The organism is Microcoleus sp. B3-D7 (assembly GCF_036705305.1).
Taxonomy (GTDB): domain Bacteria; phylum Cyanobacteriota; class Cyanobacteriia; order Cyanobacteriales; family Microcoleaceae; genus Microcoleus.
Window position 1 is genome coordinate 47,104 of sequence record NZ_JAUBUE010000034.1, and the last position, 13,378, is coordinate 60,481.

At 44.1% G+C, this 13,378-nt stretch carries 7 protein-coding genes; 4 read left to right on the top strand and 3 right to left on the bottom strand.

The features are described 5' to 3' along the window. Positions 1 to 171 precede the first annotated feature (171 nt). On the bottom strand, positions 172 to 1,464 hold the full coding sequence (locus tag QUB25_RS20920) for a hypothetical protein (RefSeq protein ID WP_333185672.1): 1,293 nt from the start codon (positions 1,462 to 1,464) through the stop codon (positions 172 to 174). Between the two features lie 192 nt (positions 1,465 to 1,656). Here QUB25_RS20920 and QUB25_RS20925 point away from each other — a divergent pair, with 192 nt between their 5' ends. Continuing rightward, positions 1,657 to 2,577: a hypothetical protein gene (locus QUB25_RS20925; RefSeq protein WP_333185646.1), complete on the top strand. Its 921-nt coding sequence runs from the start codon at positions 1,657 to 1,659 to the stop codon at positions 2,575 to 2,577. Positions 2,578 to 2,930: 353 nt separating this feature from the next. Here QUB25_RS20925 and argS read toward each other — a convergent pair whose 3' ends face one another. Continuing rightward, entirely contained in the window at positions 2,931 to 4,688 is a 1,758-nt protein-coding gene (gene argS, locus QUB25_RS20930) for an arginine--tRNA ligase (RefSeq protein ID WP_333185647.1), read from the bottom strand. Positions 4,689 to 5,039: 351 nt separating this feature from the next. On the opposite strand from argS, the gene QUB25_RS20935 reads away from it, so the two are divergent. The 3 genes from QUB25_RS20935 (at position 5,040) to QUB25_RS20945 (ending at position 11,876) form a co-directional block, all read left to right on the top strand. After that, positions 5,040 to 5,435 (top strand): hypothetical protein, encoded by a 396-nt coding sequence (locus QUB25_RS20935; RefSeq protein WP_333185648.1) that lies wholly within the window; start codon positions 5,040 to 5,042, stop codon positions 5,433 to 5,435. Between the two features lie 714 nt (positions 5,436 to 6,149). Beyond that, a complete protein-coding gene (locus QUB25_RS20940) occupies positions 6,150 to 7,541 on the top strand; it encodes a malic enzyme-like NAD(P)-binding protein (protein ID WP_333185650.1) in 1,392 nt (463 codons plus the stop codon). A 492-nt stretch (positions 7,542 to 8,033) separates the two neighbouring features. Further along, positions 8,034 to 11,876, top strand: coding sequence for a PAS domain S-box protein (locus QUB25_RS20945; RefSeq protein ID WP_333185651.1), 3,843 nt, complete (start codon positions 8,034 to 8,036; stop codon positions 11,874 to 11,876). 56 nt (positions 11,877 to 11,932) lie between these two features. Here QUB25_RS20945 and QUB25_RS20950 read toward each other — a convergent pair whose 3' ends face one another. Further along, positions 11,933 to 13,321 (bottom strand): cytochrome P450, encoded by a 1,389-nt coding sequence (locus QUB25_RS20950; RefSeq protein WP_333060473.1) that lies wholly within the window; start codon positions 13,319 to 13,321, stop codon positions 11,933 to 11,935. Between the last annotated feature and the right edge of the window lie 57 nt (positions 13,322 to 13,378).

The window sequence follows — 13,378 nt, forward strand, 5'->3', positions numbered from 1 at the left end:
ATTTTTTAATTTAATGTAGCAACTCGCATATAGAGTAGGGTGCGTCAGAGTCCCAAACCCTTATTTTGTCATCAATCTATAATTTCGTCTGACGCACCCTACAAGTTGATTTACCTTCAGCCACCGACCCAATTCCAGCCGCACGACTCGCTGATTAGTGACAAACTAGGGCTATGTTGTTGCGGTCTGCTTTGCTGATTCATCATTTCCTTGAAAATACCAGTAGAGGTTAGCAACAGTTAAATCATTGACTTCTTGCCAATTTGAGGGGGCTAAAGCTTTATAGCCAGAGGTAGTTGCTTTCTGACTGATATAAGATTCATGTTGTTGACGCAAGCTAGGTTTTATCAAAAATCGCAATTGATCGCGTAGTGATTTGAAGTGGGATTTTTGCTGCAAGTTTTCGTAGAGCGCAATTTCTTCTGGTTCTGCCACTATAGCAACTTCTTGATTAGTATTTGAAACTGGTGTCGTTTCCATATTTAAACTAGCCAATTGTTTACGCTCATCAGCCGATAAACTTAGCATCCAATCTACCTGATTTTGCCAATAGTTTAAAACTGCTAGATCCTGATTGTAAATTCGTGTAATTTCTGGAAATATAAAATCAATTTCATCTTTTGTGCAGCGCTCAATAACTATGAAAATGTCTTGGCGTATTCTTTCTTGGAGGTGGGAAAGGGAATTACTTACAGATGCAGGCTCGTTCAGCAATTGATAAGTTAATGAAATTGTCTGCTCAATTGCCCAAGCACATTCAACTCTACGAAGATAGCCAACTGCACAAGCGCCATTGAATAAGTCAGGATTATTATAGTCAGCTAAAGCATTAGCTAAAATGTGTTGTGCGCTTGTCAAGGTAGAATTTCGGGTATGTTTATCTTCCATCAACAAAGCATTTTGAATTAGTTTCTGTGCTTGATCAAATTTCTGATAAGCTTGACTTAAGATTAAACGATGTTGCTGAAAATTAATGCTTTCCGCTAACAGTTTAATTTCAGCAATAACTTCTGCTTTCTGGTCTTTCAGCAGTGCCTCTATACTAATAAAGCCGTGTGTAACTGTTAGCTTCAATTCCTTAATATCTTCCCTCATTTTTAAGGTCTGATGAAGGTTAACGGCTGACAGTGCCCATATCGCCACCACGCCGACACCAATGACGGCAGTAGATGCTGACAGAATGCCCGCATTAGCCGAGAGAGAGTTTAAGCCATACTGAATCACATCTAGTCTTTTGTAAGTTTCTTTAAAACCCAGATCGGTTTGAACTATTTGCGCTACACCTAACACAAAGTCTGGGATAGCTAACAACGGATCGGCAACCATCCCAATTGCGGCACCTACAAAGTGACCTGTTGCCCTGTCTCTAGCTATTCCCAATAATACTCCTGCACTATTCTTCACGACTTCATAAGTACCGGAAATGATACCAGCCTGTATGTGAGGAGGAAACACAAAAACCATATTTTTCACCTTAATAGCGATTATTTTTACATATTATAATATATTATATTATTATGGTTAACTTTGTCAGTCTACAGTGGAATTACTTAGATGAACGAATTCCTGAAAGCATTTCAGAACATCGCCCAATCAGCGGGAGTCGTCGCGGCGGATGATTATAAATCCTTAGAGATTAAGGAATCTGCCACAACCATGATTAAGTCAGTCCAGCCTGGCTTTGACGAATTGAGGGAATCAGCTACCAGACTTAAGAAAGTTGTGCAAGGATGCCGGAACGATATAGATCACGCTGAACACGTTTGGACTTGCAAACTTGGGATTACCCTAGCTTCAAAACAGGAAATATGGCAACAGCTTGGGGAACTGAGTGGCTGCCATTTCAGAATTAATGAACTCGGTCAGGTATGTCAAAGTTCGGCGCTCGCTGAATCTCAAGATTATTGGCATCAAATATTTGATGCCCGCGTGAGACAGAAGTGGTTTATTGATGCAGCAAAGAAACAAAAAAAAGGAATTGGCTGGAAAGAAAAGGATGATTTTATTAAAGATATTCCCCTCGTTGTTAATCTTGTTTGTAGCGAAATAGATCAAATTATTACGAAGAGCCTGGGTAGGGTTTATCAAGACATTAGTACGATTAACTTAAAAGTGATTACGAAGTGTGCCAAACTTTTAGATAACCAGACAAAAGCTGTGTGGAATCATCAGATGAATTTAACTTTTAGTCAGATAGCAAATAAGTTTGAGCAGCCGACATTTTACTTGCCTGAGAATACCGAATCACTGAGATCTGCACTTAGTCCGGCTCTGGATAATTTAACCAAACAGCGTTTAGGTGATCTTTTTTGGGAACAGGTTGTAAATTTTGAAAAGCAGGTTTCAACCGCGAGCAATAATTTCATCAATTCAATCTTTGATGACAGATTAAAACTAGGAAGTCAAGCTTTGGTTGAAGCCATGATGTTTTACAATAATTTTCTGGAAAAGCAAGAGCGATATCAGCAAGAGACACCCGCAGAACGTGAGAGTGAAAGAGCCTGGATTGATGCCCAACGGGCAGAAATTAAGAAACTGGAAAAAGGTATTAAAGTAATTCTAAATCGTTGCCCATAATACCTTAAGCTGCTGTCATGTTACTAGAACGATCGCACTTCTTAACACGCTAAACTAAACTTAGTCACAATTCCATCTAAAAAATTACAACACAAGTGTTAGAAGTAGAGGAAAGGATGGCACGAAGCCAGGACAGGAGAGACTGTACCGCTTTCTGAACTGTGGCAAGGAATTGATGCAGAATAATCCTCTTTCATCAGCGTCTATCAGCGTTTATCAGCGGTTAAAATTATCTTATTTCCGGTTGCATGGGTATTGTTCAAGACTTTGGGAGGTGCGTGAGTGCAAACAATCTCATCATCTAGATTCAAATATTTATTGCTCTCACGCACGCTACAGCTACAAACTTTATATCACATTCTTTCCAATACCTTAATCCCCAACAACTCCAAACCCAACTTCAAAGTCCTCGCCGTCAAATCGCACAAAATCAACCGCGAAGTCCGCAACGGTTCCTCAGCTTTCAAAACCGGACATTGCTCAAAAAATTGATTGAACTTTTGACTCAATTCAAACAAATACTGACAAATTCGATTCGGCAACAAGTCACCGCCCACAGCATTCACAACTTCATTCAACTGCAATAAATGCTTTGCCAATACCAACTCGGCATCAGACTGCAAAATCACTTTCGCACCAGCATCTAAGTTATCAAAATTAATCTCACCTTTGCGGCGAATTCCCTGCACGCGCACGTAAGCATACAGCATATAAGGAGCGGTATTTCCTTGCAAAGCGAGCATTTTGTCGTAACTAAATACATAGTTGCTGGCGCGATTTTGACTTAAATCTGCATACTTAACGGCACTCAAACCAATTGTTCGAGATACGTTAGCAATGAATTCCTCAGTTTCCTGTCTTTCCTCGGCTTTTAATCTCTCTTCCAGATCTTGGCGCGTGCGGACGATCGCCTCATCTAACAAATCCTGCAACCGCACCGTTTCCCCAGAACGAGTTTTGAGTTTTTTGCCGTCTTCTCCCAATACCAAACCGAAGGGAATGTGGACAATTTCGACATCTTCAGGAATCCAACCTGCTTTTCTCGCAACTGCAAATACTTGGGCAAAATGGTTTGCTTGTCCCGAATCGGTGACGTAAATTAAGCGCTTTGCATTGTCTTTGTGGATGCGGTAGCGCACTGCTGCTAAATCTGTTGTGGCGTAGTTGTAGCCGCCGTCGGTTTTCTGCACGATTAACGGGAGTGGTTCGCCTTCTTTGTTGGTAAAACCCTCTACAAAAACGCATTTCGCGCCGTCACTTTCTACTAACAAACCTAAGTTGGTTAAATCTTCGACTACTGCGGGCAATAATGGATTGTAAAACGATTCGCCGCGTTCGGTTAATTTGATATCGAGCAAGTCGTAGATTACTTGGAATTCGCGGCGCGATTGATCGCACAGCAATTTCCAAGCGCGGCGGGTGTCTTCGGCGCCTGCTTGCAGTTTTACTACTTCTTGGCGGGCAGTTTCTTTGAAGGTTTCGTCTGTGTCAAAGCGCTGTTTTGCTTGGCGGTAAAATGCAACTAAATCGCCTAAGTCTAAGGCGTCAGCGGTTGTGAGGGCTTCGGGGTGAACTTCGCGCAAGTATGCGATCAGCATTCCGAATTGGGTGCCCCAGTCCCCGATGTGGTTGATTCGGAGTACGTCGTGGCCTTGAAATTCGAGGATGCGGGCGATCGCATCTCCGATGATTGTCGATCGCAAGTGTCCGACGTGCATTTCTTTGGCTATGTTCGGACTCGAAAAGTCGATCGCGATTGTCTGAGGCGTTTTCGCCGGTTCAATCCCCAAACGCGAGTCGCCGGCGATCGCACTAATTTGCGCTTCCAAATAAGCCGGTTTCAGCTTCAAATTGATAAAACCGGGCCCTGCGATTTCTGGGGTTTCGCAGATGTCAGTAATATCTAGGTGTTCGATAATTGTTGAGGCGATCGCCCGCGGCGGCTTTCCTAACTTTTTCCCCAAACTCATCGCCGCGTTGCACTGAAAGTCCCCAAAGTTCGGATTGCTGGCGGCGGCTAGCATCGGATCTGCACCTGCATAACTGTCGCCGAATGCAGCGGTGAATGCTTTTTCAAATTTTGCTTTTAACTGTTGGGCGATCGAGTTCATGTTTAATATTTTGATTGGATGTTTATTTTAAACTCTAGATTAAGCACTTTTTGCCAATAATACTCTTACTACTTAGGTAATTTCCCCATCGAACCCTCTCCCTCTGGCCCTCTGGCCCTCTCCCCACCTACTAAGAAATTTTGTACTTAGCTTTGAGCTGCTGAGCGGATCAAAATCACTGGCAGCGCTAACACACAGTACATTTTATCACAGTTGCGATCGCTACACAAATTTAAAAATGTCACATCAAGTCCATGATCTCGATCGCTAGATCATTTAGTTAAATCGCTTACATTAAGGTATGTTAAAATTTTTTCAATGCACCCAAAAATCCTACGAAAGGAAGTAGTTATGTTATCTCAACCTATTTTTGGCGATCGCTCTCTGACCCAAGCCTTTTATCAAGCAGTAATCGCTCGCTTCTACGACGGTTTCAGTCTCTCCACCCAAGCACTATTGCGAGAGTCTACCCTCGGCTTCGCCCCTTGTCCCGATGGAGTCAAAACCTTTTTCATCATCGCGCCGAGTCTGGATGCAGCAGAGCAACTAATGGAAAAAATGGACAGTATTTTGGAGCGAGTTGCCGAACTGATGGCTGGAGTCGGACAAGTTGCCCTGTGCATAGTTCCCCCCGGCAGCGAAGCAGAGCAACCGGTAGATATGCAAGACTTAGAAAAAGTTCCCCCGGATTGTCTGGCTTGCAAATTCTTTACAATTATATGGGCCGATGCTGCAGCCGATCGGTAAAATTGACAGTTAGCAACCAGCAACTCAACACGGTTCGGCTGAACCTGTGCCTGTGGTGGTGCGGGGTAGATTGTCTGTTAGTTACAGTCCCTGGAATTATCGGGCAAAGCGTGCAGGTAATTAGAGCGTTTGCAAGGTTGCACTCGCAATCCTTGGCAAGTGTTAAACAAGCAGGCAAAATATATATCAAAAGCCCGCTTGTCAGTCGATCATATTTTTACCTGCCGGCTGAAACAGCCGTGCATCTACTTTTTACATTCCCAATAAAGGCCACCAAAAAGCCGCATCAAGTCTCCTGGGTGTCTCGCTTCAAAAGACAGCAGCAGGAATTAGGCGGTATCGCTAAACAATAGATTTTTGCGAAATATCTGCTGATGTTCAGAATAAGCAGAAATATTCTCAAAAATAGATAAGACTTTCGCACGTTGACCTCAGAAACTCGGTTTCTACCCCCGCGCTTTATATTCGCGGTTCGCTGGGAAATAGACAGAAAATAGGCTGTTTGTGGGAGAGTCACCAGCTAGAAACAGAGCAAAGCTTTACTCAAAAAAAGATGAGTTTTCCAGCGACACCCTTGGCAGTGCAGAGCGATCGTACCACAGGCTCATAGAATTTGTTAAAAATTTCAGTTGAAAATTTGAATTATTAAATTTTATGCCTAACATTGGCGATAAAATCTAAGATTGAAATTCTCAAATCTGAAATCAAGGCATCATGGTAAAACTGACACCAAATCCCAGCTTTAGTTTAACAATTCGGGTTGCTCTGCCGAACCGGCCGGGAATGCTGGCAAGAGTCACCAGCGCGATCGCATCTGTTGGCGGCAACTTCGGCCAAATCGACTTGATCGAGCAAACCCGCGCCACTACAGTTCGCGATATCACCGTCGATGCTTACAGCATCGAGCACAATGAAGAAATAGTGCAAGCAGTGAAAGCGCTGCCAGATATCAGAGTGATCGACGTGTACGATCGCACTTTCAACTTGCACCGTGGCGGAAAAATCAGCGTAGTTAGCAAAATTTCCCTCAAACGCCAGTCAGATTTGGCAATGGCATACACTCCAGGAGTCGGCCGCATCTGCACTGCGATCGCTAATGACCCGCAACAAGTTTATAACCTCACAATCAAACAAAATACTGTTGCCATTGTTACCGACGGTAGCGCAGTTTTGGGACTGGGAAACCTCGGCCCTGCCGCCGCACTGCCAGTCATGGAAGGCAAAGCCATGCTATTTAAAGAATTTGCAGGTATTGACGCCTTTCCTATCTGTTTGAATACCCAAGATACCGAGGAAATTATTCGCACAGTGCAGAATATCGCCCCGGTTTTTGGCGGCGTTAACCTCGAAGATATTTCTTCTCCCCGCTGCTTTGAAATCGAAGCCAGATTGCGGGAAACCTTAGATATTCCCATTTTTCACGACGACCAGCACGGCACTGCGATTGTTAGTTTGGCAGCATTAATTAATGCCTTGAAACTTGTGAAAAAATCCATAGAAGAAGTGTGTATCGTGATTAACGGAGCCGGTGCGGCCGGAGTCGCGATCGCCCGGTTGCTGCGTAAAGCAGGTGCGGAAAACATCATCATGTGCGACTCCAAAGGCGTCCTCTCCCAAGACCGCACGGATATGAACCCAGAAAAACTAGAATTTGCTGTGCCTTCGAGCGGTACTTTGGAAGATGCGATCGCCGGTGCGGATGTATTTTTAGGCGTCAGCGCCCCCGGCGTGCTTACCCGGTCGATGGTGCGTTCGATGGCCGAGAATCCCATTGTTTTTGCAATGGCAAATCCCATTCCTGAAATTCAGCCAGAATTAATTGTGGAGGATGGGGTGATCATAGCAACCGGACGCAGCGACTACCCGAATCAAATTAACAATGTTTTGGCATTTCCGGGGATATTTCGAGGTGCTTTAGACTGCAAAGCAACCACGATTACGCCCAGTATGTATTTGGAAGCAGCTTATGCGATCGCCTCTTTAGTCAGCCCTTCCCAGCTTGACAAAGAACACATTATACCATCTGTTTTTGACGAAAGAGTTGCCATTGCTGTCGCCGGTGCAGTGCAGTTGGCTGCCAGATCCGAAGGTATTGCCCGCGATTAATAGAAGGAAGAAGGAAGTTCGGCAACGAGCAATGTACGGGATGTAACGGATGTAACGGATGTCAGCAAGAAGGAAGGAAGGAAAAAAGAAGGAAGAAGGAAGAACGTTGGAGGGAAGATATCATGTATAAATTAATGGTCTTCGTACCAGTTTTGTACTTCTTCTGTTGTGATTTTTCTGGTTTCTTCTCATTCCCTCTTTCCTCCTCCCCGTTGATTATTACTCATTTTTGTTTCCCCATCTTGTCTTTTTCCTCAACATCCATCCGTTAAATCCCGTACAGGGATCGTTGCCGAACTTGTCTCGAACCTCTAACCTCCAACCTCTTCCTTCTTCCCTCCAACCTCAGCATCCATCCGTTACATTTGTTAAATTCCGTAGACGGCTCGTTGCCGAACTTCCTTGTTCCCTCTTTCTTAATTAAGGATAAAACTCACAGAAATAAACAAGATAAAAAGATATAATTAAATAAACCAAGTCCAGCTAGGTCAGATGCAAAGCCAGTTAGGAAAAGCTAAGCGCAATCGCTCCCGTTGCCAATTGTTAGAACTCAGCCCTATCGGGCTGGCATTGTGCCGGACGGACGGGACTTTTCTCGACGTAAATCCAGCTTTTGCAAGTATTATCGGCCGCACAGTTGCAGAAACTCTTCACCTCAACTACTGGGAAATTCAGCAAACACAGTGCGCCCGCCCAGAAAAATATCTAGAATGTCAAGCAAAAAATAGCCACACGCACCTGTGCGAAGCAGCATACAAACATAAAAACAACCACCTCGTACCCGTGCGAGTTTCCGAGCGGGCAATTGAAACAGAGGGACAGTGCGCGATTTGGCTAAGTGTTGAAGAAATCTTTAATAATCGGGATCAAAATAGCGCTCCCCTGGAATCAGCGCCCCCGCAGGGCAATTCCCATCTGGAAAAATTGCTGACAAAGCAGACTGCGGAACTGGAAAAAACTCAGAAACTACTCGAAGAAAAAATCGCCGAACTGGAACAGACTCAAGAAAAATTGCGTCTCCAAATTCAAATTATCGACCAAATTCACGAAGCGGTGATTTCTACAGATATGGACGGCTCGATCACCATTTGGAATCAAGCCTGCCAAAAGTTATACGGCTATGAAAAAACTGAGGCTATCGGACAGCACATTTCTCTACTTTACCCGCCTGAACAGCACGAGTTTTTGTTAGAGAAAATCATCAAACCGCTACAAAAAAAAGGCGAGCATGAAATAGAAGTTATCACACGCCATAAATCTGGAGAAAAATTTTCCTCGCACCTGATGCTGTCGCTATTGAAAGACCAAGCGGGAGAAGTTGTGGGGATGATTGGCTCTTTAACAGATCTCAGCATTTGCAAAGCTTTAGAACAAGAATTAGCACAGAGACAAGCACTATTTGATACCTTTTTGAAGGAGGCACCTGCAGGAATTTGCATTTGGGATTCCCAATTGCGGTACGTGCAAATTAATCATTTTTTAGCAGAAATAAATTGCCTGAGTCCAGCAGCGCACATCGGCAAAAATGTCCGCGAAATATTGCCAAATATCGCTCCAATTGTAGAGCCTTTGTACGAAGAAATTTTGAGGACGAAACAACCCTTAATTAATATCGAGATGAGTGGTGACAATCCCAGAAAGCCTGGGTTTGTCCGGCACCTGACAGGCTCTTATTTTCCCCTGCTAGACAAAGATGGCGAGGCTCTCGGCCTCGGTGCAGTTGTAGTTGACATTAGCGATCGCAAACAAGCAGAGGCTGCGCTGCAAAAAAGCGAACAGCTTTACCGCACTATGGCAAGCAACTTTCCTAACGGTGCGGTGATGTTGTTCGATCCAGAACTGCGCTACACGCTGGTAGAAGGTACAGAATTAGCAGCAGTGGGGCTTGCCAAAGAATTGATGGAAGGCAAGACAATCTGGGAAGTATTCAAGCCAGATGTTTGCGCTGAGCTGGAGCCAACTTATCGGGCGGCACTGGCAGGAGAAACAGTTGTTACAGAAATTTTTTACAGCGATCGCGTTTACCTCGGTTATGCTTTGCCAGTCAGAAATGAACGGCAAGAAATTATCGGCGGATTGCTAATGACTCAAAACATTACGGCTCGCCAATTAGCAGAAGAAGCGCTCAGAGAAAGCGAGGAAAAATACAGGTGCATTGTCGAGACAGCAGACGAAGGAATTTGGATGATAGATACAGATGGTAAAACTACTTTTGTCAACCAAAAAATGGCCGATATGCTGGGCTGCACTCCAGAGGAAATGATCGGACAGCCCCTATTTGCTTTCATGGATGCAGAAGGCATCGCGCTCGCACAAGTCAGTCTCGAACGCCGCCGTGAAGGAATTCGGGAACAGCTCGATTTTAAGTTCCGTCGCCGAGACGGCAGCGACTTATGGGCGATGGTTTCTACTAATTCATTGGCAGACAAACAGGGACACTATGTGGGCGCTTTGGCAATGGTTGCCGACATTACCGATCGCAAGCAAACAGAAGCCGCATTGCAGCAGTCGGAAGCCAAATTTCGATCGCTCTACGAATTAACCAGTTTGCCTGTTTTTATGTTATGTGACAATGCCATTACCGATGCCAACACAGCCACCCTAAAACTATTCGGCTGCACCACCGCGCAACAGTTGTACGGCCAAAACCCTGGCAAACTCTCGCCTCCTTTCCAACCCAACGGCAGAGATTCTTTGAGCTTGGTTAACGAAATGATGGATCTCGCTTTTGAGCGGGGAAACCACCGCTTTGATTGGGTTCACCGGCGTTTAGACGGTACTGATTTTCCCGCAGAAGTCGTGCTGACAATCATCGAAGTGGGAAATCAAAAAATTATCCAAGCAGTCCTCCAAGATTTAACGGATCGCAAACTTGCAGAAGAAACTTTAGTGCGATCGGAACAAGCCCTCAGACAGCAAGCTCAGCGAGAACAACTGCTCAATCAAATTGCCAACCAAATCCGCACTTCTTTAGATTTAGACACAATTTTAGCAACCGCAGTTCAAGAAATTCGCAATCTGATGTACCTAGATTGGTGCATTTTCACTTGGTATCGTCCCAACAACAATCCTCCGGTTTGGGACGTAACTTTTGAAGCCAAGAATGCAGATTTGCCGAGTATTCTCGGCACTTATCTTATAGACGACAAATCTTGTTTTGCTGTGCGACAGATTTTGCGGCGAGAAATTCTGCGAATTGATGATGTCAGCACTTTTGAAGATGTGGAATTGCGCCAACTTTTCCAGGCTTCAAAATTTAACTCAGTGCTGTCGCTGCCAATTCATACTGCTGCCGGCGATATTGGGGTGATTACCTGCTATCAGGCTATGTCCGTGCGAGAGTGGAGCGACTCTGAAGTCGAACTGATGCAAGCGGTGGTCGCTCAAATTGCGATCGCGATCGACCACGCCGAACTCTACACCCAAACCCGCAAAGCGGTCCGACTAGCTCAAGCTCAAACTCAACAGCTAGAAGAAACTTTGCGCGAACTCCAACGTACCCAAACTCAATTAATTCAAAGTGAAAAAATGTCTAGTTTGGGACAGTTAGTAGCAGGTGTCGCCCACGAAATTAACAACCCGGTTAATTTTATCTATGGCAATCTCAGCTACACCAGCGAATACACTCAAAACTTGCTAAAAATGCTACGACTTTACCAGAAGGAATACCCGCAGCCTAGCGCAAGAATTGTAGATGCAAGGGAAGACTTTGAAATTGATTATCTTATTGAAGATTTACCGAAAATTTTAGCATCTATGAAAGTTGGAGCCGATCGCATCCGCGACATAGTTTTGAGCCTGCGAACTTTTTCAAGACTTGACGAAGCCGAAAAAAAACAAGTTGACATTCACGAAGGCATTGAAAGCACGCTGCTAATTTTGCAAAACCGTCTGAAACATAAAGCCGATCACCCGACAATTAATGTGATTAAAGAATACGGTAATTTGCCTTTAGTTGAATGTTATCCCGGTCAGTTAAATCAAGTATTTATGAATTTGTTGACCAATGCGCTAGACGCATTAGAAATGGAGATGAAGAAATCCGATCGCACCGCCAAAAATCTCGCAATTACGATTCGCACCCAAGTAACAGACAATAACAGTGTTGCCATATGGATAGCTGACAGTGGCCCTGGGATGAGCGAAGATGTGCAAAAGCGCTTGTTTGACCCGTTTTTTACTACTAAACCCATTGGCAAAGGAACTGGCTTAGGATTGGCGATTTCGCACTCTATTATAGTAGAAAAACACGGTGGCAAGCTTTCTTGCAATTCTGTATTGGGAGAAGGTTCCGAATTTGCGATCGAGATTCCTCTGCGGCAAAATATAAATTAAAACCCGTTGTATCGGTATCATATCATCTGTGCTCGATCGACCGAATTTGATAGGATTCAAATCCTACCCTTTACCACCAGACGCACACCACCAGCCGGTGCCATTGTAAAACTGCGGTGTACGGGCAAAACCGCACGATTTTCTGCAAGTTCTAAAGAGTATCGTGACAGCACTTTCGCCACTACTAACTTCATTTCAAACATTGCAAATGCCGTGCCAATACAGCGGCGGTTTCCTCCCCCAAACGGCAAATATTCGTAAGGCGAAAATTGCCTTTCTAGAAAACGTTCTGGTTTAAAACATTTTGGTTCCGGGTAAATATCCGGTCGATGGTGGACCAAATAAATGCAGGTGGAAAGTATCATTCCTTGGGGAATCTTATAACCCATTAACTGCATCGGAGCTTGCAGAAGGCGCGGAAATGCAAAAAATAGCATCGGATAAATCCGCAGCGTTTCGCAACATACAGCATTCAAATATGGGAGTTTGGTTATTTCCGCCGGCTCGCAATTTTCGACATCAATAGAATTGAGTTCTTGCAGCAGTTTTTCACGGACTTCTGGGATGTAGTGAATCCAATACAAAGCCCAGGCTAAAGCTGTGGCTGTAGTTTCGTGTCCTGCGAATAAGATTGTCATTAATTCATCCCGCAATTCAACGTCGCTCATCGGCTGTCCCGCTTCGTCACGAGCTGAAATTAACAAGCTCAGTATGTCTTCGCCCAATGGTTCAGACTGAGTTTTGCGATCGCGGATTTCTTGATAAAGCAGTTCATCTAAACGCTGTCTTTGTCGAATAAATCCTCCCCACGGACTCCAAGCACCTAAATCTTTTTGCAACGACTTGACAAACAAAAAGGTAGCGCTTAATGGATTGCTAAACAGGCTGAACATATTAGTAATTAATTGCTGAATTTGCTGGTAGCGTTCTCCTTCGCTCAGCCCGAAAATCGTGTGCAGAATTACTTCCAAGGAAATTTCCTGCATAGTTGATTGCGCGATAATCGAGTTACCAGGAGTCCAATTATTAATTACTTTTTCGGTTGTATCGCGGATGATTTGTCCGTAAGCTTTCATGCGTTCACCGTGAAAAGGTGGCATTAAAAGTTTGCGCTGCTGCAAATGTCGAGCGCCATCTAATAAAAATAACGAATTCGATCCTACTAAAGGTAGCCCTATCTGATTTACTGTACCGGATTTAAATAGTTGGGAATCGGATGTAAAAATTTCTTGAATAGCTTGAGGATTGCTAATAATTACTTGGGGCGGAAAGTTGCTGAATTTGCTGGTAAAAATGTCGCCATAGCGTTGATAATTATTATCTAAATAATACAGAGGATTTAAAAGTCCCTGCACTGTCTGAACAACTCTAGCGTCTTTAGGGCCGTCTAGCAATTTGTTGGTAGCATGATTTTGAGATTGAGAGTTTTCTGTGCGGATAGTCATTTGTTTTTCTCATAGTTTTAGGGTTTCACAGGACTAATCAAAGCATAAGTCTTATTT

What these genes read in the sequence shown, in the direction of transcription:
- QUB25_RS20925 (WP_333185646.1), top strand. Translation starts at nt 1,657, where the DNA reads ATGATTAAGTCAGTCCAGCCTGGCTTTGACGAATTGAGGGAATCAGCT.
- argS (WP_333185647.1), bottom strand. Translation starts at nt 4,688, where the DNA reads ATGAACTCGATCGCCCAACAGTTAAAAGCAAAATTTGAAAAAGCATTC.
- QUB25_RS20940 (WP_333185650.1), top strand. Translation starts at nt 6,150, where the DNA reads ATGGTAAAACTGACACCAAATCCCAGCTTTAGTTTAACAATTCGGGTT.
- QUB25_RS20950 (WP_333060473.1), bottom strand. Translation starts at nt 13,321, where the DNA reads ATGACTATCCGCACAGAAAACTCTCAATCTCAAAATCATGCTACCAAC.
- QUB25_RS20945 (WP_333185651.1), top strand. Translation starts at nt 8,034, where the DNA reads ATGCAAAGCCAGTTAGGAAAAGCTAAGCGCAATCGCTCCCGTTGCCAA.
- QUB25_RS20935 (WP_333185648.1), top strand. Translation starts at nt 5,040, where the DNA reads ATGTTATCTCAACCTATTTTTGGCGATCGCTCTCTGACCCAAGCCTTT.
- QUB25_RS20920 (WP_333185672.1), bottom strand. Translation starts at nt 1,464, where the DNA reads ATGGTTTTTGTGTTTCCTCCTCACATACAGGCTGGTATCATTTCCGGT.